18 protein-coding genes and 2 pseudogenes are annotated in these 21,832 nt (G+C 62.3%); 9 read left to right on the forward strand and 11 right to left on the reverse strand.

All coding sequences use genetic code 11. The features are described from left to right. Positions 1 to 90: 90 nt before the first annotated feature. The 6 genes from HOP03_04730 to HOP03_04755 all read right to left on the reverse strand — a co-directional run bounded on the left by HOP03_04730 (position 91) and on the right by HOP03_04755 (position 8,518). Positions 91 to 2,709 (reverse strand): PKD domain-containing protein, encoded by a 2,619-nt coding sequence (locus HOP03_04730; GenBank protein NOT87469.1) that lies wholly within the window; start codon positions 2,707 to 2,709, stop codon positions 91 to 93. A 310-nt stretch (positions 2,710 to 3,019) separates the two neighbouring features. Beyond that, positions 3,020 to 3,634 (reverse strand): hypothetical protein, encoded by a 615-nt coding sequence (locus HOP03_04735; GenBank protein ID NOT87470.1) that lies wholly within the window; start codon positions 3,632 to 3,634, stop codon positions 3,020 to 3,022. Positions 3,635 to 3,658: 24 nt separating this feature from the next. After that, a complete protein-coding gene (locus HOP03_04740) occupies positions 3,659 to 6,265 on the reverse strand; it encodes a CHAT domain-containing protein (protein NOT87471.1) in 2,607 nt (868 codons plus the stop codon). Further along, on the reverse strand, positions 6,234 to 7,028 hold the full coding sequence (locus tag HOP03_04745; GenBank protein NOT87472.1) for a hypothetical protein: 795 nt from the start codon (positions 7,026 to 7,028) through the stop codon (positions 6,234 to 6,236). Before HOP03_04745 ends, HOP03_04740 begins: the two co-directional genes overlap by 32 nt. A 48-nt stretch (positions 7,029 to 7,076) precedes the next feature. Continuing rightward, positions 7,077 to 7,775: a hypothetical protein gene (locus HOP03_04750; GenBank protein ID NOT87473.1), complete on the reverse strand. Its 699-nt coding sequence runs from the start codon at positions 7,773 to 7,775 to the stop codon at positions 7,077 to 7,079. Between the two features lie 5 nt (positions 7,776 to 7,780). Continuing rightward, positions 7,781 to 8,518 (reverse strand): sigma-70 family RNA polymerase sigma factor, encoded by a 738-nt coding sequence (locus HOP03_04755; GenBank protein ID NOT87474.1) that lies wholly within the window; start codon positions 8,516 to 8,518, stop codon positions 7,781 to 7,783. A 391-nt stretch (positions 8,519 to 8,909) separates the two neighbouring features. Between HOP03_04755 and HOP03_04760 the strand changes: the two genes are divergently transcribed. The 3 genes and pseudogenes from HOP03_04760 (at position 8,910) to HOP03_04770 (ending at position 12,578) form a co-directional block, all read left to right on the forward strand. Continuing rightward, positions 8,910 to 11,180, forward strand: coding sequence for a hypothetical protein (locus tag HOP03_04760; GenBank protein ID NOT87475.1), 2,271 nt, complete (start codon positions 8,910 to 8,912; stop codon positions 11,178 to 11,180). A gap of 46 nt (positions 11,181 to 11,226) precedes the next feature. Continuing rightward, positions 11,227 to 11,520, forward strand: a pseudogene (locus tag HOP03_04765) (hypothetical protein). Between the two features lie 644 nt (positions 11,521 to 12,164). Further along, a complete protein-coding gene (locus HOP03_04770) occupies positions 12,165 to 12,578 on the forward strand; it encodes a GFA family protein (GenBank protein NOT87476.1) in 414 nt (137 codons plus the stop codon). Positions 12,579 to 12,683: 105 nt separating this feature from the next. Here HOP03_04770 and HOP03_04775 read toward each other — a convergent pair whose 3' ends face one another. The 4 genes from HOP03_04775 to HOP03_04790 all read right to left on the reverse strand — a co-directional run bounded on the left by HOP03_04775 (position 12,684) and on the right by HOP03_04790 (position 17,065). Further along, positions 12,684 to 13,196 (reverse strand): hypothetical protein, encoded by a 513-nt coding sequence (locus HOP03_04775; protein NOT87477.1) that lies wholly within the window; start codon positions 13,194 to 13,196, stop codon positions 12,684 to 12,686. A gap of 238 nt (positions 13,197 to 13,434) precedes the next feature. Next, on the reverse strand, positions 13,435 to 13,884 hold the full coding sequence (locus tag HOP03_04780) for a hypothetical protein (GenBank protein NOT87478.1): 450 nt from the start codon (positions 13,882 to 13,884) through the stop codon (positions 13,435 to 13,437). 118 nt (positions 13,885 to 14,002) lie between these two features. Beyond that, on the reverse strand, positions 14,003 to 15,304 hold the full coding sequence (gene aceA / locus HOP03_04785; GenBank protein ID NOT87479.1) for an isocitrate lyase: 1,302 nt from the start codon (positions 15,302 to 15,304) through the stop codon (positions 14,003 to 14,005). Between the two features lie 123 nt (positions 15,305 to 15,427). After that, positions 15,428 to 17,065, reverse strand: a complete 1,638-nt coding sequence (locus HOP03_04790) for a malate synthase A (GenBank protein ID NOT87480.1) — start codon at positions 17,063 to 17,065, stop codon at positions 15,428 to 15,430. Between the two features lie 217 nt (positions 17,066 to 17,282). On the opposite strand from HOP03_04790, the gene HOP03_04795 reads away from it, so the two are divergent. The 5 genes and pseudogenes from HOP03_04795 to HOP03_04815 all read left to right on the forward strand — a co-directional run bounded on the left by HOP03_04795 (position 17,283) and on the right by HOP03_04815 (position 20,714). Continuing rightward, positions 17,283 to 18,251: a LysR family transcriptional regulator gene (locus HOP03_04795; protein NOT87481.1), complete on the forward strand. Its 969-nt coding sequence runs from the start codon at positions 17,283 to 17,285 to the stop codon at positions 18,249 to 18,251. Positions 18,252 to 18,445: 194 nt separating this feature from the next. Beyond that, positions 18,446 to 18,638 (forward strand): annotated as a pseudogene (locus HOP03_04800) (LysR family transcriptional regulator). Between the two features lie 189 nt (positions 18,639 to 18,827). Continuing rightward, complete coding sequence (locus HOP03_04805) at positions 18,828 to 19,238, forward strand: hypothetical protein (GenBank protein ID NOT87482.1); 411 nt, start codon at positions 18,828 to 18,830, stop codon at positions 19,236 to 19,238. 171 nt (positions 19,239 to 19,409) lie between these two features. Beyond that, positions 19,410 to 20,057 (forward strand): hypothetical protein, encoded by a 648-nt coding sequence (locus HOP03_04810; GenBank protein ID NOT87483.1) that lies wholly within the window; start codon positions 19,410 to 19,412, stop codon positions 20,055 to 20,057. Positions 20,058 to 20,324: 267 nt separating this feature from the next. Then, on the forward strand, positions 20,325 to 20,714 hold the full coding sequence (locus tag HOP03_04815) for a DUF1801 domain-containing protein (protein ID NOT87484.1): 390 nt from the start codon (positions 20,325 to 20,327) through the stop codon (positions 20,712 to 20,714). A gap of 139 nt (positions 20,715 to 20,853) precedes the next feature. Here HOP03_04815 and HOP03_04820 read toward each other — a convergent pair whose 3' ends face one another. Continuing rightward, positions 20,854 to 21,090: a hypothetical protein gene (locus HOP03_04820; GenBank protein ID NOT87485.1), complete on the reverse strand. Its 237-nt coding sequence runs from the start codon at positions 21,088 to 21,090 to the stop codon at positions 20,854 to 20,856. Positions 21,091 to 21,152: 62 nt separating this feature from the next. Between HOP03_04820 and HOP03_04825 the strand changes: the two genes are divergently transcribed. Next, positions 21,153 to 21,725, forward strand: a complete 573-nt coding sequence (locus tag HOP03_04825; GenBank protein ID NOT87486.1) for a hypothetical protein — start codon at positions 21,153 to 21,155, stop codon at positions 21,723 to 21,725. The last annotated feature ends 107 nt before the right edge of the window (positions 21,726 to 21,832 follow it).

Genomic DNA, 21,832 nt, shown 5'->3' on the forward strand with positions numbered 1-21,832 from the left:
GCCACACTGCCCTCTGTTCAGTTCATAAAGCACAAGGCGCGCCGAAGCACGCCTTGTGTCATTCCAATCGCATCAGTGCGTTCTGCAAACTCAGAACGTGATGCTCCAGCTGTCGATGCGCCCAACGTCTGCGCGATCATTGTCCCTGACGCGCAGCGTCCAAGTACCATTCAGCTGCTCGGCCGACAGATTCACCAGATAGGTTCTGAAGATGTTGTCGGTGGGGCCGCCGCTTCTGTTGTGCAGGACATACACGCTGTTGTCCGGCGCGACCAGATCGACTTTCAGATCGCCGATGTAGGTGTGGAGAATATTCACCGATACGAGCGTGTTCCCCGGAGCGGCACCGGTACGGCCGGCGACGTTGATCGTGCTGTAGACGGTCGTAAGGTCGGGGATGACGACGTCCGTGGTGTTGCTGTAGGTCTGGACAACACTCGCGCCCACGTCGATGGCTTGAGTCCTGACATGGGTCAATCCACTGTTGTCGGTCACGGTCAGGGTGACGGTGTACGTACCCGCAGCGGCATAGGAATGGCTCGGATTGACGGCAGTCGATGTGCTTCCATCGCCGAAGTTCCATGCCCTCGATACGACCGTGCCGTCGGAATCCGACGACGCATCGATGAACGTTGCCGTCGCACCCGACACCACGAACGTGAAATTCGCGACCGGTGCGATATTGCTCACATTGAATGCCACGGCGGACGAAGTCGCCGTGTTGCCTGCGGCGTCGAAAGCCTTGGCTGTGAGCGTATGCGCGCCATTGGCTATCGTCTTGGAGTCGAAGACGATTGCGTAGGGCGAGGTGCCGTCGCTGCCGCGCAATACATCGTCGATGTAGAACTCGACGTTCGTCACGCCGACATCATCCGTCGCCGTTGTCGAGAGCGTGATCGCGCCGCCGGTGCCGGTTTCGCTGGCGCTGACCACAGGCGGCGTCGTATCCGGCGCGCCTGCGGTCTGCGTCACCCACTCGGGCGCTGACCACAACCGCAGGCCATTGGCCTGGGTGACGAGAACGTAGTAGAAGTGCGGGCCGATCGCGGGCGTGAAGGTGTAGTCGCCGCTGCCTTCGGCGAGCTGCGTCACCGTGCCGTTGCGACCGGGCACGCCTTCGAAGAACTGCACGCGTTGCACCGTCTGCCCACTCGTGCTGGCATAGACCGCCGAGAGCGTCAGTGCTCCGCTGTTGCTGAAAGTCTCGCCCATCACATGGCCGTTCGCGGTGAGCACCAACTGTCCGGTCTTGTCTTCGGCCGCGAAGGTGCGCCGGGCGCGCAGCGCATCCACGAAATTGGCCTGGTTCAGCACCGTGCCCGTCGGAAGCAGGACACCGGTACGATTGGTGAAGCTCAGGCCCCAGTTCGCGCAGTGATTGTCCTGGTTGGTGGCGGGCGCGACTTTGTAGCCGCGCTCCAGCAGGAGATTCCACGCGCCCGTGTAGGAGCTGCGGCTGGTTTCGGTCTCGGTGGTGTTCACCGAGAACGCCGAACTGTTGATGATTTCGGTGAGCACCATCACTTCCGCACCATCGGCGTTGTAGCCCATGCCGGTGGTGCCGATGGCGAACTGCGAGGTCGACGGATGGTTGAACTGACCGACCCAGCCGCGCTGCTTCATCACGGCATACAGCGCCGCGTAATCGTTCTTCGGCGTGGACACCGCGCCGATGAGCTGACCGCTTGCGTTGCTTTCCCAACTCGTCAGCCCATCGGGGTTGATCAGGTTGAGGTGGCCACCGTTGTTGATCACGCCCCATTCCGTACCGTACAGCGCAAGAAAATCGGCGTTGGCGGCGTTGAAACTCGCCGCTGCGGAAATGCCGCTGGCGAACAGCGCATTCGCGGTCGCCGGGTTGGCGGAGGTATTGGTCCCCGTCGATCCGTCGTACATGTGGTTGTGTTCGGAGGCCAGCAGGAAATCGCTGCCGGCCAGAGTCCGCATCATCGTATAGGCTTCGGTCGGCCCGAAGTCGCCCGCTTGCGGCGACTCGGAACCGTTGCAACTGGCGAGCGCCGTACCGCCATCGCTGTGGTTGGTCTGGCTGTGCAGATTGCCGTAATAGATCGTGTAGGGAAGGCTGGCGGGCGCCGCGATGGATCTGGCCGTTGCCCTGCCCGCAGCTGTCTTGCCTGTCGCGGATGCGTTGCGCGCCAATGCGTCCTGCTCAACGCCGACCGGCAGCGCGACACGCGGCGTGATCTTCGCTGGCGCGACCGCGCCCACCATCACATCGATGCTCTGTATATGCGCTTCGTCACCGAAAGCCGAGAATGCTTCCGCAATCCTCGTCGCAAGCGGCAATCGCACGTCCGAGCTGACCTGGATCGTCGGCGTGGCGCGCAGGCGCAATGAATAGTAGCCGGCGGGTAGCGCGAGATTCTTCTGGTCGCGCCCGTTCCACTCGACGCTCACGACACCATGCTGCCGGGGCAACATCTTGATCCCGTGCCATTGGCGCACGACGCGCCCGTTGGGAGAAACGGCTTCCAGTATCCACGCTGCAGCGGTCACATTGCCGGCGGCGGGGTAATCGAAATACAGCGTGACCGGCCACCCGCCGGAGACGGGCTTCAGTGGTGCGTGGAGTGTTGCATCGAATTCGTAGTGGTCCGGATGAGCCAACGACGTTGCTTGCGCAGCGCCTGCCCAGACGAACGTCAACGACAACGCCAGCGCCGTACGGCGCCACTTGCAGTAATTCATTCAGAAGTCCCCGATCGTTGGATATCGACAAAAAGCGTCCAACGATCTCACGGATTCATTGCTTTTTTATGCACGACTCGATGATTGATCAAAATGCATATGGGAAAGCGACTTGTTCGCATTCGACAATCACTCTCACAACAACGCCATGCCCGCCTGTTCGACCTTGTTGCGATCCTGCATCCAGCCGAATTGCGACCGGATGCGCCTGCGACTCTCGGCGCATTCGAGTCACCACAACCTGTATTTGTGGCGAACCGGCGAGCGGGCGTTCCCATCGCGCGCCGTGTAACTATGCGCGAACATTGTTTCAGCTGATCACAAGCATGTAGTCACCGTGTTCGAGACCGCTCGTGTCTTCGATGGCGGTAATCACCGCATCAGGATCATCGGTCCGAACCACCTCTGTCGTCACCCCGTTGATGATCGCGTAGATGCTGCAGGTTCCGGCCAGCGACAGGGTGACGATGTTGAAAGCATCCTTGACGACGACGGTCTGCAGATGGATGCCGCTGTCGCTGATGGTAAAGGTCACCGGGCTGGTGGTCGTCGTCTGGAATTCCAGCAGGTCGGGGCCGCGCGGCGGGATTTCCTGCATGTCGAACAGATAAGTGCCCTGGGGCGCGTGTTGCAGGACCTGTGCGAGGAAGCCCGCCGGACCGGACACCGTGATCGGCGCCGATGTGTAGGTGTTGCCTTCGATGACCGTGGTCGCCACCACCGTGAAGTTCTGCGTGTCCGGCACCCGCAGTACCCCACCGGGCGCGACAGGCGGCGTGCGTGCGATGGTCTGCTCGCCTTTCTTCACGACGTAGATGGCAGGAAAGCGGGTGTTGTTCTGCAGGCTCAGAAAGGGCATCGCAAACTCCTTGGTGAAAAGAATCGGAATAGAACCGGGACGAAATTGAGCCGGGACACCCACCATCCCATTGCGCTATTCCCGAAGCTGCTAACGGGTGTGCTCGCTACTCCCGGAAACATAGACGACGAACGGCGCCCAGTAGTAGGGCTTGCGATAGGCCGTATCGGAATGCAGCAACGCCAGCTTGGCCTGGCGCAGTGCGGCGGCGGGCTCCGCACCGGCCGCGATGCGGCGATACAGGTCGGTCATCAGCTCAGCCGTGGAGGCGTCTTCGACCGGCCACAGTCCGCCGATGACGCGCTTCGCGCCTGCACTCAGGAATGCCCAGGACAAGCCCACCAGGCCTTCGCCGGAGAACGTCCGCGTGCCGGCGCTGCGGCATGTCGACAGAGTCACGAGTTCGGCGCTCAACGGCACCGCGATGACATCCCGCGCATAGAGCTTGTATTCGCCGGCGTCGGCCGACAGCACGACGGCCGAGTCGAGCGGCACCACGGGATTCGCCTGCGCGTGCGCGGCCAGGTGAATGTAGGCGAATCGTTCCGGATCGGCATTGCGATATGCCGAAGGCTTCGCACGACGCCCGGTGTAGATTCGACGCGCCTCGGGTTCGAACAAGGCGGCAATCGAAGCGGCTTCCTTGCCGGCGAACGGCAGCGCCGGGAATTCGGGATCCGCCGACTCCGGGTCGCCAAGCACCAGCAGGGACCGTTCGTGCGCGGGCAATGGTCGTGATTGCGCGTGCAGCAGGCGCAGCGACGGCGTTCTCGCCACCACCGCATCCTCGATCAGATAGTGGCGCTGTGCGGCGCGCGGAGGATGGCCGTCGAGGTCTCGCCCGAGGTCCTCTCCACTGTCGCGCTGATGTTCGGGGACCACCAGGGTTTCGAAATTGAGCTGGTCGAGTGGACCATCCGATACGATGATCACGCGCTGCATCGATGTCATCGCCGTCGCCACCGGCTGCACCAGCAATCGATACAACTCGGTGGCCTCGGGCGCCGCTTCGTCGAGAGGATCCCGTGAGTCGAGAATCCGCCGCTGGTGGGCGGCGATCAGCGCGCTCAGGGTGTTTTCGCCCGGCAGCGTAACCAGTGTGATGTCGTCGGCGGTGATCGCCCATAGGAACGATCTTTCAGGAGCGATCGAATAGAACAGCAGCAATGCATCGAAGTCGCGCGCCAGACGGCGATAGTCGGCCGGGCGGCCCGGCACGGCGCCAGCGCCCCGCAGTCGTTCGCGCAGCAACCGCGCGCGGCTTTCGTCGGCAACCCGCAGCGCTTCGTCGCTGCGTCCCTGGGCAACCAGAAAATCGATGTAGCCATCGTAGAAGCGACCCATATTCGAGATGAACGGCAATTGATGCTCGGCCTGCTGCAACTGCGCGAGGGAGGTTTCCATCAGTTCGAACGCTTTGCGATACGCGGTTTCCGCTTCGACCGGACGCTGGGCGCGCGCATGGAGGCGGGCCAGAGCGGCGTGCGCCTCCCACACACGATCGGGCTCGGCATTCGCCAGACCGAGGACTTCGTTGTAGAGCGCAGCCGCCCGCGACGATTCTCCACGGCGTTCCCATGTCTCGCCCAACAGCAGCAGCGTTCGCTGCTGTTCCTTGAAGAACCGATGTTCGACCTGGATCCGGAGCGCTTCCTCGGCCCGCGATGTGGCTTCGTCGAAGTTGCCGCGCTCCAGCGCGAGCGCCGCCCGCGTGGCCTGGATATCGGCCAGCGCCTCTGCAGACCCTTCGCGATCGTCGAGCGCCTGCGCGATGGCGGCGGCGCGGGCGTAGGTTTGGCTGGCGCGCGCGTGATCGCCCTGGCCCTGCAGCGAGCGGCCGAAATTCTGCAGTACGATCCGACGATCGCCCGAGAGATCGAGCTTCTCCATCAGCACCTCGGCTTCCGGAAGCACCTGGATGGCACGCTCGTAATCGCCGAGCAGGTAATAGCACCAGCCGAGCCGGCCCAGATTTCTGGCGCGCGTCGCACCTGCGGGAAGGCCGGCCGCCAATGCTTCCGAGCGGCGAAGCCAACGAACGGCATCGTCGTACTTGGCGGTGTCGGCACGGAAGTTGCCGATGTTCCCTGCTGCCTGCGCCTCGATCAGCCGGAATCCCTGTCGCTGCGCCGTGTCCATGGTCTTGTGGAAAAGCGCTTCTGCGGTCTCGCGGTAGCCTCGCTCTGCTGCGCAGTTGCCGCTTCGAAGCAACACCTCGGCGGCCAGCTTCGGGATGCGCAGAACATCAGCGATATGCTCCGCCGCTTCCAGGTCGGCCATTGCACGGGTGCGGGCGTTTTCGCGATCGCGCTCGTTTTCGCCATCGGGCGTGAGGCAACGGGCGTAGCCGCGGGCCATCAGTGCGCGCGCAAGCACGCGATCGCGCGGCCGTTCGACGGAGAGGCCTGCGTCGAGTCGACGCAATAATTCGGGCGTGATCTGGCGTTGAGCGACCAGTACCTCGGCGTCCAGCACATCGAAGGCCCACGCCCAAGTCTCCTCTCCTGTGCCTTGGGCCTGCCTCAGCCCGTCTTCGGCCAGGGCTTTCGCAGCGCCAAAGTGCCCCGACTCGAGTTCCCGATAACCGTCGCCATAGATTTTCTCGAGCGGTACCTGGTTGGCGCTGCACGCCGCAACGATCAGCGCGAGCAGTGCGATCGCGGCGTCACGGATCCCAGTGGCCGTTGCTGTCGACATTTGCGCACATGATACGCCCTGTGATCGGACAGCCAAGCTCGATGCGCAACATGGTAAGGCGACGCGAGGCGCGCGTGATGAGGTACTCGCCGAAGTAAGCGACGCCGAACCCCGGGATGGCGATGCCATGCATGCCGCTCGGCGTGCAGCCGGCCGGCAACGCCGATTGAATTTCTTTCAGATTGAATAATGGCGCCAGCAGCGTTCGGTCGGAAGTGGTTTTCAGCACATCTGAAAAATGGTCTTCCGGTATTTCGTTGTCGTCGATCGGAGCGCCGCTGGAATACATAAAGGGGACGCATTCGCTCGAATCGCAACGACGCAGACAGGCCCGGACCAATTTCTGATAGGTGCTCGTTTCCTCGCTCACCAGTTGGGGGTACGGGCTGAGTTCGATCGGTACGCCACCGATGCGCAGGTTCTCGAAGTGGCTGCCGAAAGGAAGCGCTTCAGGGTCGGAGCCGTTCTTCCTTTCCGCGTTCGTGGACGTCATGCGGGCGACGACGCGATCGGCGGTGATGACATCCAGGATATTCAGGCCTTCGATGGCGACCGTCACCAGGGTGTCGCCGCTGGTGATGCCCTCATGCGTCACCTTCTGCCCGGAGACGGTACTGGTGGCGCGTTCGAAACCGACGATGTTCCTGTAGTCGAACCTGCCGACGGATGTCGAGGCGAATCCTCCCATCGGAGGCAGGACGCAGGTGCCCTGCGCATCGATGTTGTCGCACACCGGGCTGACGATCCGGCCACCCATCACCATCGTGCTGCCGCGAAACCAGAATGCGTGTTCGTTCGTCTTGAGGCTCATCTACTTTTCCTCACGGGTCAGGGTGAAAAGGTACCGGGTGACTTCGGGTGGGGCGGTCCGCTCGTCGGCCTGCCGACCGGTTTGCGCATCGCGCGGATCGATGCCCGACAATTCGACCGCATATCGGCCGGATCCCAGGCCGGACACCGGCAGCAACAGCTGCAGCTCATCGCCAGCGGCGGGCGCAGCGACGAAGGAAGACAGCACCTGCGCGCCTTCGGCGTCGCGGACGTCGACCCGATAGCGCGTGGGCGACTCGTAGCCGGTACGGCTCAATCTCAAGCCGATCATCCGCTGCTGCGCGCCTACGCGAATCTCCGCCGGATCGCTGCGCGCGACCGACAGGAAATGCCAGCTGGTGGCCTGCAACGCCTGGGCGCGGGCCAGATCCTGCCGCAACTGCGGTACCGTGACGACGGTCTGGTAGACCGCTGCGCCAAGCAACAGCACGGTAGCGGCGGCGATCGGCAGGATCAGCAATCGAAGGCGTCGCGCCGCGCCGGTCAGGCGCCGTCCCATGGACCGTTTGCCGAGCGCATTCCGGATGTCTCCGATGAAAGTCGCGAGCGACCTCACGTCCTCGGCGCACTCCGGACAGGTGAAGAAATGCTCTTCGAATTCCGAGCGCTCCTCCTCGCTCAACTCGTCGAGGGCATAGCTTTCGGCAATCGCTTTGCGCATTGCGGTGGCGTGATCCATCGTAGTCATCCGTTGCGTTTAGTGACGTCGGTGCGCGCCAGATACAAGGCGCGGAAGCGCAGCTTGGCGCGGTGCAGCAGCACGCGCAGGTAGCTGCGATCCACTTTGAACTCTTCGCATACCTCGTCCTTGTCGCGCTCCTCGACGAAGAGCGCGCGCATCAAACGCCGGTCGGCGTCGGGCAGGTCGTCGATCACGCGCCGGACGAGCACTCTGCGTTCGACCGCCTGCAGGCGGTCCACGACCATCGGCGCATCGTCTTCGATCTCGGCGATCGAGTCATCGGACATCGTGATGTGGCGCTTCTCGGACCGATACAGCTCCATGAGCACATGGTCGCAAACCGTATTGACGTAGGCTCCGATCCGCTCCGGATGGCGGATCTCCTCGTCGGAACGCAGCGCCTTGAAAACGCGCAGGAAGGTTTCCTGGCAGGCGTCTTCGACCAGTTGACGCGAGCGCAGCCGCGAATGCAGTTTGATCCTCAGCAGATCCTTGAAGTAGGCGACGAAATGCCGCTCGGTCTCCGGGTCTCCACCGCGAAGACGATGCACGTAGCCGGCATCGAAGCGCTGGAAGTCCCGTCCCGCGTGCTGCATGGGATCCCGTCCTGGGTGCTGCAAAGGTAGAACCAGTATAGCCACGACTTGATTCCTCGAATGCCTCGCTGATGTCTTCGACCGGGCCGGATTCCGGGCGTCCGGGGGTCGGCGTCCAGCAGCCGCGAACAGCCGCCAGCGCAACGCGCCGTTCTCAGTAGTGACAATCGAGCGCCGAACGTTTCAAGCGGACGCAGACCGCATTCAGGAACCTCCGCCGCCAGGACGCCAAGCGTGCATCGCGCGGGCGGCACCGCCTCGGATGCGTCGCCTCGGATGCGTCGTGCATCGCGACCGGAAACGTTACGTCTCCGAACATCACTACACACACAAGCGACTCGCCTCCACGACGCGAGCGCCCACCGACTTCCGCGCTGCGGATATCGATCGGGCGCTCCGCGTCATCGCAATCGCGATCGCATTGCGGCGCGTCCACCTGTGGCGCGCTCGAGTCAGACACGCTGCAGCAAGACCCATCCAATCGCGCAACCGCACCGCATGCCGGCAATGCGCGACCACCCGTCAGGAGAGCGTCATGAGCAAGCACATCACCGATTCGAAACACGAAGGCGACAAGCCCGGAACTTACAAGCTGGAGCTGGTCGGCCTGACGGCGGCGGGCGAAAGACCCGACATCGCCATGCAGGTGCTCGACAACAAGAATGCCGTGCTTCTGGCCCAGAACATCGACGACGACGGACGTTTCAACATACCGACCGACGTGCTCGATCGCGCGCACCGCGTCGTGCTGGGTGCGCCCGACGACAAGACCGGTATCCGCGCCGATGCCTTGATCACTTATCGCGCTGGCGAGTTCCTGGCGCAGATCGCCGATGGCCGGCTTGCGCTGGCCGAACGCATCTGGTCGCGCCTGCGTTTCCATTGGACGTGCGTCAGCGGGAGCGTCCGGGTGTGCAAGCGTCGTCGATGGTGGTTCGAGAGCATCGTCGCCGCCGCATCGCCGTCGCTGGCGCGCAGGCGGATCGCGACGAGCGTTCAGCGCTTGAGCGATCCATCGTCGGCATCGGCGTTCCATCCGATCGCGCCGTCGCTCAACGAATTGATCTATTGGCCGTATCGCTGCGCGCCGGTCTGCCGGGGAATCGTCGAAGTGTATCGCCGCACGTGCTGCTGCTGGCCGATCGTGTTCGACGATATCCGCATTCCCGATCTGATCCGCGATCTCGAACGCTATGTCGTACGCCTGCCGAAATGGCCCGGGCCCACGCCGGATGTCCCGACGCCGCCGATCGGCGATCCGTTGCAGACGCCATTCTTCAAGGGCGGCGCGCTCAACGAGCTTCCGATCAACGCCGCGAGCGATCTGCGGATGCTGCGTTCGCTGCCGTCGGATCGGGCGGCGGAATACATCCAGAGCCGCGCCTATCTGTTCCATCGCCTGTGCCGGTGCGGTCAACCCAGCAAGGTCGGCACTGGCACCATCCAGCCCGACGGCAGCTTCAATATCTGCTGGCCCGAGCCGTGGCGCCTGCTGTCCGTGAACTGCTACGAGCAATACGCCTACGTGGTCAAACAGACGATCGGCAGCACCACCACCACGTTGTACAACGGTCTCACCGCAGACGCCTGGTTCGCCGCTGGCGATGAGCCGGTGCTCACCTCATACAACAGCAATGCGTTCGCGTGCAACGAAACCGGTACTGGCGGCGGCGATGCCTATGTCTTCCTCGATCTGATCGGCGACACCGAAAGCCACGAGCTCACGACGCCCACCTCCGCCGGATGGGACCGCGTTGCCACGCCCGACGCAAATTCGGGCCTGCTGTTCCCCGGCGTTGGTCCGAACAACAGTCATTTGCGCAATCTCGGTGGCCGGATCGAGTTGACCTTCGTCTTCAGCCTGGGCATGCGCGATCCGGCCGTCGGCGCGCACTACTACCGCATCAGCATCTGCCAGGCCGACGCGGACGGCAATCCGACCGGCCCGCGCCATTACCACGGCGACGGGCTGGCCTGGGACAAGATCGTCGGCGCCGATATCGTTCCGGAATCGCTCGGCCCGGTATCCGTGGGCGGCGAAACGAATCTGTATCGCATTCCCTACAGCGACGAACCCTGGGTCGGATCGGTGCGTTACCACGCATTGATCGACACCACGATCGCGTCATTGAATGCGCCCATCGCCCACGGCCCCGCCGCCATCAATCGCATGATCACGCTCGAAGTCTTCGATGCCGGCGGCAAACGCCTGCGTCCGCTCGGCGCACCGGCTTCCGGTCAACCGGGAACGGAACTGGCCAAGCCCTTCAAGTATCGTCGCTGGTTCCAGCCCGGCGGCAGTGTGGGCGACGACACGATCGAAGTCCCCTTCGCGGCGCTGACGCATCTGTTCTGTTGGGACAACCGCCCGCCGGTGGCCGATATCCTGCAGCTGAAGATCAACAACATCACGTCGAACGAGGAATGCCAGTTCTGGCATGGACCAGGCGACTCCACCTTCGCGATCGAATACAGCGCTTATGTGCCGGATGAGCGGTTCCAGTACGCCCACGACATCGCATGGCTGCGGGGTCTGAACGCCTCGGCTGCGAATGGCGGCATCGGCGCGCTGCCGACGCCACTCAGCCCGGCCAACGCGGGCAAACCGCCCTCGCTTCCGGCCATCAGCGGCAGCAATACATTCGAACAGATGCTGACCCGACTCGACGCACCGAACCCGCCGACGGTGCTGTCGCGATGCGCGTTCGCGGTCACGCTGACGACTTACGCCAAGACCACCAATGGCGAGGATCTCAGCTACCCGTACGCCCCGGAGACCGCAGCGTTCGCGCTGGCGATCGACTGAGGCCGATGGCGACGACGATGACGCATCGCGCACCCGGGAGCGGACGATGATCGATGGGGATGGCGACTTCTGGCCGAAGCTGGCGGTGGCCATCCTCGCGACCTGGCGGCTTGCGCATCTGTTCGCGCACGAGGACGGGCCGGCCGATCTGATCGCGCGTGCACGGGCAAGGCTGGGCGATGGCGCGTGGGGCAGGATGTTCGACTGCTTCCAGTGCCTGAGCCTGTGGGTGGCGGCACCGGTGTCGGTGTGGCTCATGACCGGACCGATCGCGACCGAACCGATCACGGCGTGTCTGATGTGGTTGGCCGTGTCCGGCGCAGCCTGTCTGTGCGAGCGCATCGGCCAGCCCGACATCGTGATGCAACCACTGCCCGAAACGAATCAGGGAGAAGACGATGGGATGCTGCGGACAAAAACGTAATCCGCTGCCACCGGGAGTATCGGGTGGCGCATCGGGCGTACCGCACGCGATGGCATCGGCGGTCGGCGATCGGAGTCGAATCGGTCGGGCCGCCGTCGCTGGCGGACGATCCGTCACGCTGCGATACCGCGAGCACGCTCCCGTGCATGTGCGCGGACCGGCGACCGGACGCCTGTACGCATTCTCGTCCGAACAGCCGACGCAGGCGGTCGATGTCCGCGACGCGGAAGCGCTGCTGCGCACGCTGCATTTCGTGCGCGCCTGACGACGCGATCACGGCAGAGGAAAAACAGGGGCCGGTGCGGGCTTGCCAGACGCACTAGAAGCATACCGCCGGCAACCATCAAGTCGTCGCAAAAACGCGGCGCCCCTCAACTTCAAGGGATGGCTGCGGCAGCGGAGCAAACGCGCAAGCAATCGACTCGCTGTGAGCCAGCCCGGACATGTGCCTGACAGGCGCCCTGCAGGGCGCCTGTCAGCGAACCGGCGCAAGTGCGCCCGATCCCGATAACGCCCTCCACCGGGGTATGCTCCAGCCTGTCCAACATCGGCACGACACGATGATGCAATCCCACGGCAGCTGTCTCTGCGGCGATGTCCGCTTCGATGTTACATGGCCCAGTCGGTGGGTGGCGCACTGCCACTGCACGATGTGCCGGCGCGCGCACGGCTCGGCCTTCGTGACCTGGTTCGGCATGGACAACGATCGCGCACGCATCGACGACGCGGCCGGTTCGTTGCGCTGGTACGCGTCATCGCCGGGCGCCGAGCGCGGCTTCTGCACGCGCTGCGGCAGTTCTCTTTTCTTTCGCTCCGAGCGCTGGCCCGGCGAGCTTCACATCGCGCTGGCGAATCTGGATGGCGACGCCGACCGCGCGCCGATGGCGCACGTGTTCTGGGAGACGCATGTCGAGTGGGCGGGGATCGACTCGGAGGACGGTCTGCCGAGGAAAACCGCACCTGAATCCGATTGAACGACGGCCGGCATGAGGCCGGCCGCGATCACGCCGGGCTTCGTGAGTCAGCCGCCTTTGCCTTCCGGAGTCTGGCGGGGCCGACAGGGCACGAGGACGGGCATCTCAATTCCCGCCACGACCGCCAATGACGTCGCCAACGCAGGCCATGGCCGACTCGTTGCACATCTGCCCGTGGTTCAAGGTGCTCCGTGCGCCGTCGCGGTGCTCACGCTGTTCCTTGGCCGTCATGCACACCGATCTCATGCGGTTGGAACCCACGGTCCGCGTGTACTCGCAGACCTTGCGGTCGTCTTCGGCCTTGGTCACTGCGGCCTTGATCCATTCCAGGTCGTTGAACACGACGACGCGCTGATCGGGCGCGAGTTCGTCGAGATCCTGCAGATTGCCCAGCGTCTGCAGCACACGGCCCTGACGCTCCGCCAATGCCTGACGGTCGGCCTTGCTCATATCCTTGAACGCGCCTTTGCCGGCGATCACTTCGGAGCGCAGTTGGGTCTGCTGGGTCAGGATGTCGCGGATGAGCAGTTGCTGGGGATCAGCGGCGGCCAGCGCGACCGCACTGGCGGAAAGCAATACGGCGAACAGCAGGAACGTCTTCATCGGGATGACTTTCATCACAGCACTCCTGGATTCTGGATATCGAAGGGAGGAAGCGATCAGGCCTGCCTTGGCGGTGCACCCGGGCTCATGCACATCGGGTCGGCATGATGTACACCCGCCAGCCGATTTTTTCCAGTGCAATGCCGCCCCTGCTTCCGTCTGTCCGGAGTGCGCATCCGTGGCGCGAAACAGGGCCGCAACGGCCCGATGGCCGCTGCGCCTGACAACCCGGCAAGCGCCGGGCTGCGGTTGGTCAGTTGGTGGCGCGAAGCCCCTGCCGCTGCGCCGCGTCGCGCTGGCGACGGCGCTCACCGACGCTGATGCATTTGTTCTGCGGGCGATTCGAACCCACCGGCTTCACGCGCTCGCAAATCAGGCGGTTGTCTTCGGCCCGCGTCACCGCCGCATCGACCGAAGCCAAGGCATTCGCCAATGCGATCTTGCCGTCGGGGCCGAGTTCTTCCACGGTCTGCTTGCCGTCGATCAGACGCAACACCTCGTCCTGCTTCGCGAAGATCGTCTTGCGCTCGTCGTCGGTGAAGTGCGAGTAGTTGCCGGATTTCCGCTCGATCGCCTGACGCTGTTCGGACTGCGCGGTGCGGATCTGGGCGGGTGTCGATTCGATGACGATCGCATCGTCGGCAAATGTGGGGCAAGACAACAGCATGGCGGCGGCGAACGCCGTCGAAAGCAATATGCGCATGGTTGAAGGGGTGCACGGAGGAGGAGAACCCCTATTGGATCACATCTCCCGGAATTTCCGGCCATGACCTTCGTCATGGCCGGGCCCCGGGCGGCGTGCGCCGCGCCGGCGCCTGCGTTCAGGCGGCTGCAGCCGGCTGCTCGTGGAACTGCTCTTCCTCGGTCGAGCCCTTCAGCGCGACCGTCGACGACTTGCCGCCCTGGATGGTCTGGGTGACGCTGTCGAAATAACCGGTGCCCACTTCGCGCTGATGCTTGACCGCCGTGAAGCCGCGATCGGCCGCCGCGAATTCAGCTTCCTGAAGCTCGACGAAGGCGCTCATCTGGCGGCGCGCGTAGCCGTAGGCCAGATTGAACATCGAGTAGTTCAGGGCATGGAAGCCGGCCAGGGTGATGAACTGGAACTTGTAGCCATAGCTGGCGATTTCCTTCTGGAACTTCGCGATGGTGGCGTCGTCGAGGTTCTTCTTCCAGTTGAAGCTCGGCGAACAGTTGTAGGCCAGCAGCTTGCCCGGGAACTTCGCGTGGATGGCTTCGGCGAACTTGCGCGCGAATTCCAGATCCGGCTTGCCGGTTTCGCACCACACCAGATCGGCGTACGGCGCATAGGCCAGACCACGGCTGATCGCCTGGTCCAAACCGTTGTTGGTCTTGTAGAAGCCTTCGACGGTGCGCTCGCCGGTGCAGAACGGGCGATCGTTGTCGTCGACATCGCTGGTCAGCAGATCGGCGGCTTCGGCGTCGGTGCGCGCGACGATCAGCGTCGGCACGCCCATCACGTCGGCGGCGAGACGCGCGGCGACCAGTTTCTCCACCGCTTCGCGGGTCGGCACCAGCACCTTGCCGCCCATGTGCCCGCACTTCTTGACGCTGGCGAGCTGGTCTTCGAAGTGCACACCGGCCGCGCCGGCTTCGATCATCGCCTTCATCAGCTCGAACGCATTGAGAACGCCGCCGAAACCGGCTTCGGCATCGGCCACGATCGGCTGCAGGAAATCGATATCGCCGGTGCCTTCGGCGCACTGGATCTGATCGGCGCGCAGCAGCGTGTTGTTGATGCGCTTCACCACCTGCGGCACCGAGTTCGCGGGATACAGCGACTGGTCGGGATACATCTCGCCGGCGATGTTGGCGTCGGCCGCCACCTGCCAGCCGCTGAGGTAGATCGCCTTGAGTCCGGCCTTGACCTGCTGCATCGCCTGGTTGCCGGTCATCGCGCCGAGCGCATTGACGAAGTCTTCGGTCTGCAGCGACTTCCAGAGTTTTTCCGAACCGATCTTCGCGATCGAATGTTCCACCGGCACCGTGCCGCGCAGGCGCACGACTTCCTCGGCGCTGTACGGGCGGGTCACACCGGCCCAACGCGGGTTGTTGTTCCAGTCCAGCTTCAGTTGTTCGGCGGTGGGGAGCGTGGTCTTCATGGCGATATTCCTGTGGGGAAGAATGTGTTTCGTTAGATTTTGTAGGAGCGGCTTCAGCCGCGAAGCTTTTGATCTTGTGGGAGGGGCTTCAGCCCCGAAGCTCTTGATCTTGTAGGAGGGGCTTCAGCCCCGAAGCTGTTCGTAAGCCGGCAATGTGAGGAAGTCCGCAAGCACATCCCGATGCGTCAGCTCGGACAACAGCGCAATCGCATCATCGATCCGCGCCGCACCGATCACCGCAGCATCCGCCGCAAGCTTCGAAGGCAGCCCGATCAACGCGCGTTCCAGCAGCGCGAAATCCACCGGCGTGCCGTCGGCCAGCTGCAGCGGCTCGCGGCCGTCGTCGGCGAAATGCAGCCACTGCCACAACTGCGCGCGCGAAATCTCGGCGGTGGCAGCGTCTTCCATCATTCCGTGGATCGGCACGCAGCCGTTGCCGTCGAGCCACGCCGCGAGATAGCGCACGCAGACTTCGACATTGCCGAAGAAACCGGCTTCGGTGATCGTGCCCAACGACGGCCGCAGCAGATGCTCGGCGGTGACATTCACGTCTTCGCGACGCACGTCGTGCTGGTGCGGACCGGGCATGCGCGCATCGAAGATGCCGCGCGCCAGTTCGACGAGCCCCGGATGCGCGACCCAGGTGCCGTCGTGGCCCGCAGAGGCTTCGCGCAGTTTGTCGGCCTCGACGCGCGCCAATGCGGCGGCGTTGGCTTCGGGATCGCGCGGGTTGGGAATCTGCGCGGCCATCCCGCCCATCGCATGCGCGCCACGGCGATGGCAGGTCTTGATCAGCAGTTCCGAATACGCCTTGAGGAACGACTGGGTCATCGTCACCTGCCCGCGTTCGGGCAACACCCGGTCGCGATGCGCGCGCAGGGTCTTGATGTAGGAAAAGATGTAGTCCCAGCGTCCGCAGTTCAGGCCGACGATGCGGCTGCGCAGCGCATGCAGGATCTCGTCCATCTCGAACGCCGCCGGCAGCGTTTCGATGAGCACGGTCACCTTCATCGCGCCCTGCGGCAGGTTGAGCTGCACTTCGATCTCGTCCAGCACCGCGTTCCACAGTGCGGCTTCTTCCATGCACTGCAGTTTCGGCAGATAGAAATACGGGCCGCGATCCCTGGCGGTCAGCGCACCGGCGTTGTGGAACGAGAACAGTCCGAGGTCGAACAGACTGCCGGACATCGGCACGCCATCGACGACGACGTGCTTCTCGTCGAGATGCCAGCCGCGCGGACGCACCAGCAACACCGCGCGCTCGGCTTCGGGCTTCAGGCGGTACTGCTTGCCGTTGTCACCGTCGAATTCGAGCGTGCCCGCCACCGCGTCGCGCATCGCGTGCTGGCCCTGGATCAGATTCGCCCAGGTCGGCGCGGTCGAGTCCTCGAAGTCGGCCATGTAACAGCTGGCGCCCGAGTTCAGCGCGTTGATGACCATCTTCGGATCGACCGGGCCGGTGATCTCGACCCGACGGTCGAGCAGCGCGGCCGGAATCGGCGCCACCCGCCAGTCGCCCTCACGGATCGCCCGGGTGTCATCACGGAAGGCCGGCAACCCGCCGGTATCGAATTCGGCCTGTCGCGCCTGTCGTGCCGCCAATCGCAGCTGACGCTGGGGCTCGAAGCGGCGATGAAGGCGCGTCAGGAATGCCAGCGCGGCGGGCGTGAGCAGGGCGTCCTGCCCGGTCGCGGTGCCGAGGATCTCGACACCGGTCTGTATTTCATGGGCCTCAGCGTGGGGCTTGAGGACGGCGGACATGGACAACTCCAACACTTGCGTGGGGGTTTCACCATCCGCCCGGGTTCTTTATTTGACAACTGAGTTTTAGCAATGCTAATCATAAGTTGAACTTATAACTACTCTTCGACGAAAGTCGTACCTCTATCAAAAGCTTTGCAACCCATTGATTTTAATGAATGGCCGGACTCGACCTGCCGCATCGTTTTCAGCCGCATCTCCCCGGAGCCGAACCACCATGGTCGACGACACCGCCCCCAGCCCCCGTTTCGCCTACAAGGCCGACCGCCTGAAGCCGCTGCGGGCGTTCTGTCAGGTCGCCCGCCTGGGTTCGGTCTCGCGCGCGGCGGGCGCGCTCTACGTCAGCCAGCCTGCAGTCACCCTGCAACTGCAGGCGCTGGAACGCGAGCTGGGGGTCAAGCTGTTCGAGCGCGTCGGCCGGCGACTCACCCCGACCCGCGAGGGCGACGCCCTGTACGCGCTGGCGCGACCGCTGGTGGAAGGCATCGACCACCTCCCCGCCGCCTTCCGCGAACAGATCAGCGGCCTGGATGCCGGCGAGCTGCACGTCGCCGCCGGCAGCTCCACCATCCTCTATCTGCTGCCGAAGATCGTGGAGGCGTACCGGCAGAAGCACCCCGAGGTGCGGCTGATCCTGCACAACGTTACCGGCGCCGGTGGTCTGGACCTGCTGCGCTCGGACGAAGTCGATCTGGCGGTGGGCTCGATGCTCGACGTGCCCGGCGACTTGGATTACGTCCCGGTCTACCGCTTCGAGCCGATGCTGATCACCCCGCCGGACCACCCACTGGCCGGCAAGGCCGAACTCAAGCTCGACGACCTCTCGCCCTACGGCCTGATCCTGCCGCCGCAGCGCCTCACCACGTATCGACTCGTCGACCTGGTGTTCCAGCAAAACAGAGTCCCCTACACCGTCGCCCTGGAAGTCGGCGGCTGGGAAGTCATCAAGCAATACGTCGCGATGGGCCTGGGCATCAGCATCGTCACCGCCATCTGCCTCACCGACGCCGACCGCACCCGCCTCGCCGCGCGATCGCTGGCGAAATATTTCCCGTCGCGGAGTTATGGCGTGGTGGTGCGGAAGGGGAAGTATCTTTCGCAGCAGGCCAGGGATTTCATCGAGTTGATTCAGCCGCAGATGCTGATGCCGCGGGGGTATGACGAGACGGGGCATTCGGAGAGGTGATGGTTACGCCGATATGTTCAAATCACCGGGATTCGTAGGGTGGAGTAAGCGCAGCGCAACTCCACCTTCGCATCAGGAAACGAATTTTTTCATTCGCGAAGCATCGCCCGCCCCGCTTGACGCACACCAAACCTGCCTTCTCGCGGCGGTGGAGTTGCGCTGCGCTTACTCCACCCTACTCGACTGGACATCACGCCGTCTGCCTCACCGACGCTGACCGCACTCGCCGCGCGGTCGCTGGCGAAATATTGCCCGTCTCGAAGTTATGGCGTGGTGGTCAGGATGGGGAAATATCTTTCGCAGCAGGCGCGGGATTTCATCGAGTTGATTCAGCCGCAGATTTTGATGCCGCGGGGGTATGACGAGACGGGGCATTCGGAGAGGTGAGGACTACGCCGATATGTTCAAATCACCGGGGTTCGTAGGGTGGCGGTGAGCGCAGCGAACCCCACCGTTTTCAAGATTGCGGTTATGGTGGGGCTCGCTGTGCTCACCCCACCCTGCGCGATATAAATCGCCGGAATTCGTAATGTAGGGTCCATCAATAATTTAGTGCGCATACATGGAGTTACTGTGATGCCGGTCAAATGGAAAAGCCAAAAAAAGTTCAATCCTGACGTAGTACTCGCTCGGGTCGGAAAAAATCGAATGACCGATGGTGAAGGCACATCATTCTCTGGATTTGAAGTTAATGAGGATGCAGCGACCTTACATTCGATGCTTGATTTTCCAGACATAGCGTCAGAAATGGATAAACCCTCCCTTGTATGGAAAGCTCTCGTCAAAGCCAGACCGGAGCTAACTGCAGCAACATTCATTGAGGCGATCAATATTGAACTAACCTCTATACTTAGAAAAAAGGAAGAACCTTTTTGCTTTTTATCAACCATTTCCTTCGATGCTGCAAAATGGCCGAAGAGAATTTCAATTCTTGACACAAAAGTGGATTTATATGGCCTATCTTTTCCGAAAAAATTCGCTTCATGAGAGCGACTAATAAAACGCCATAGCGGACATCTCGACATACCGGCGTCGCCAAGCCGCTATTATGCAATTGGCGTAAGTGTTAAAGCGAAATCAATTGAAGCGGCTGCCAACAAAGCACTTCGATCTATAGACATATTTCGAGCAATACTTTGCTTGGAAGGTAATCCTGGGATGCAGATCAATTTGGGAGGCAACGCTTATAAACCAATTAACGTCATTAGGATGGGCAGCATTCAATCCTTGCACAAATACGATGGCAGCGAAGCTTGCGATGCAATCTGGTATGAACCCAGCTACAGAGAATCAGCAATTCATAAGTTCAACAAACCAGAAATTGTTAAAAAAAATCTTCGTTACGCCACACGAAGAATCAAATTGTCAAAATTTGGAAAAGACATAGCTGAATCACTTATTCGATATGCGCGCGCACTCGATGATCCAGACCCTAACACCGCATTCTTGAGACTATGGGGAGCTTTTGAGAGCCTTCTCACTCCAGGCCGAGCCGACTACGATGCACTTGTTAATCGGTTCTGTTTTCTATTTCAAGATTCTAACTACCATAGACAGGTATTAATGCACTTGCGAGAATATCGTAATGCAAGTGTGCACGCAGGCCAAGAAACAGATCAAGCAAGAACCAACTGTTTTCTGCTGCAAAATTATTATAGACACTTATTTTGGTTTCTTATTGCACAATCACTTTCATTCGCCACACTAGCAGAAGTAAACGAATTTTTAAGCATGCCTGATGACTTATATTTACTTAAAAAGCAGCGCCAATTGATTGATAAAGCAATTAAGTATTTGTCCCCATGAACCCGTAAGGCTGCTCTCGCACCCGCCGATTCAACCAAACCACGACTTCCCATCATCGAGACCAGATGCACGACGCGGCGCGAAAGCAAGTAGGTGGGCCCCTGGCCCACCACTCTCGCAATCAGGCAGTCGTCCTCGCTGACATCGTCGCACGCACTCTTTCGAACTTTATGGACGCGATGATTTTATCGGCGGTGGGCCAGGGGCCCACCCTACGTATTTCAAGGTGTAATGTGCAGCCGATGACGATTCGACACGAAGGCTGCCATGCATACGGATACCGCTTCCTACAACGCGGCGCTTGAGCCGGGCGATCGCGACGTCTGCGATCTGCTGGCGCAGGAAATCCGGCGACACCTGCCGGAGGCGGAGAACAAGATCTGGCACGGACATCCGGTGTGGTTTCTGGACGGCAATCCGGTCGTTGGCTACAGCAAACTGAAGCACGCTGTCCGCCTGCTGTTCTGGAGCGGGCAGTCGTTCGGGGAAGACGGGCTGACGAAGGAAGGCAGTTTCCAGGCCGCAGATGCGCGGTTCACCGCCGCCGAACAGGTCGACACCGCCGCACTCGCGCGCTGGCTGGCGAAGGCCCGCGACATTCAGTGGGACTACAAGAATCTGGTCCGCCGCAAGGGACGTCTGGAACGACTGAAATGATCGCCATGACCACCCCGCAGCAACCGCAGGGCGCATCAGCGCAGCGTCATGCACCTTCGTCTACCGATACGGTGCATGACGCCTTCGGCTTGTGCGCTCGACGACCTGCATCATTCAACGCATGCGTCGGCCGAGACGATCAGGGGCATGCGATGCTCTCGTCCCGATACGCATAACCGTTGCTCTGGCCCCACGCGTACGAAAACTCTCCGCATGAAGCAAATTGCCCTTTGACGATGCCGGTCGGCTTGTCGTAATAGGTGCGCAGGGTGCCGTACGGCGGCGGATTCAGGACGTACGCGGGAATCGCAAGAACGGCGGCCGAGTACAAGGTGATGAAGCAGGCGAACAGGGCGATCCGCAAACGACGTTTCATGATGGCTTCCTTCTCCATGGGCGGCCACGTCAGCCGCAAGCCGAATCTAGCATGGATGCGGCATGTCGCAGGTGGCGCCCCGCAAGGCGCATCCCGCACCTGCCGATTCGCAAACCGGGGCTTCGCATGCCCGGCTGACGCAACACCACGATGTCATCGCGGTAGGATGCGCGGCAAACGATCGCACAAGAGCATCCATGGATACCGAACAAGCGGAACCGACCGGCAACAATCCTTTCGCAGGCTTGTGGTCCGGACCCAATGGCTTGCGCCGCGTGCTGGCCGTCTTCGTGCCGGCCCTGCTGTGCGCCCTGGCCTTGCAATGGGCGACCGAGCGCTACACGGTCGCTCCGACCTGCGCCGACTATGGCGAGAAGCACGGCCTTGCGTATCAAGGTGCCGATGCCACGCACGCCAACGACGTCTACACATCGGTCTGCCGCTATCGCAAGCCCGATGGCAGCGAAGACACCATCTCCACGTCCACGATGTTTCCTTTCCTGACCGGTCTGTGGATCAGCTTTGCGCTCGACCTCAAGATGACGGTGCTTGCTTTCCTCGCCCTGTCGATACTGGCTGATGTCGGTTTGAAAAAGCTGCGGCCTTCGGGCAAGAAAAAGCGACGCAAGCCGTAACCCTCAATGCACGAAGGATGCGCGACGATGCCTTCGACGCCTCCGTGTTCTGGCATTCAATATGCGGGCGCCGCCATCAGCGGCGTCCGCACTTCAACACCGGGTGC

Origin of the sequence: Lysobacter sp. (genome assembly GCA_013141175.1) — a bacterium.
Taxonomy (GTDB): Bacteria; Pseudomonadota; Gammaproteobacteria; order Xanthomonadales; family Xanthomonadaceae; genus Lysobacter_I.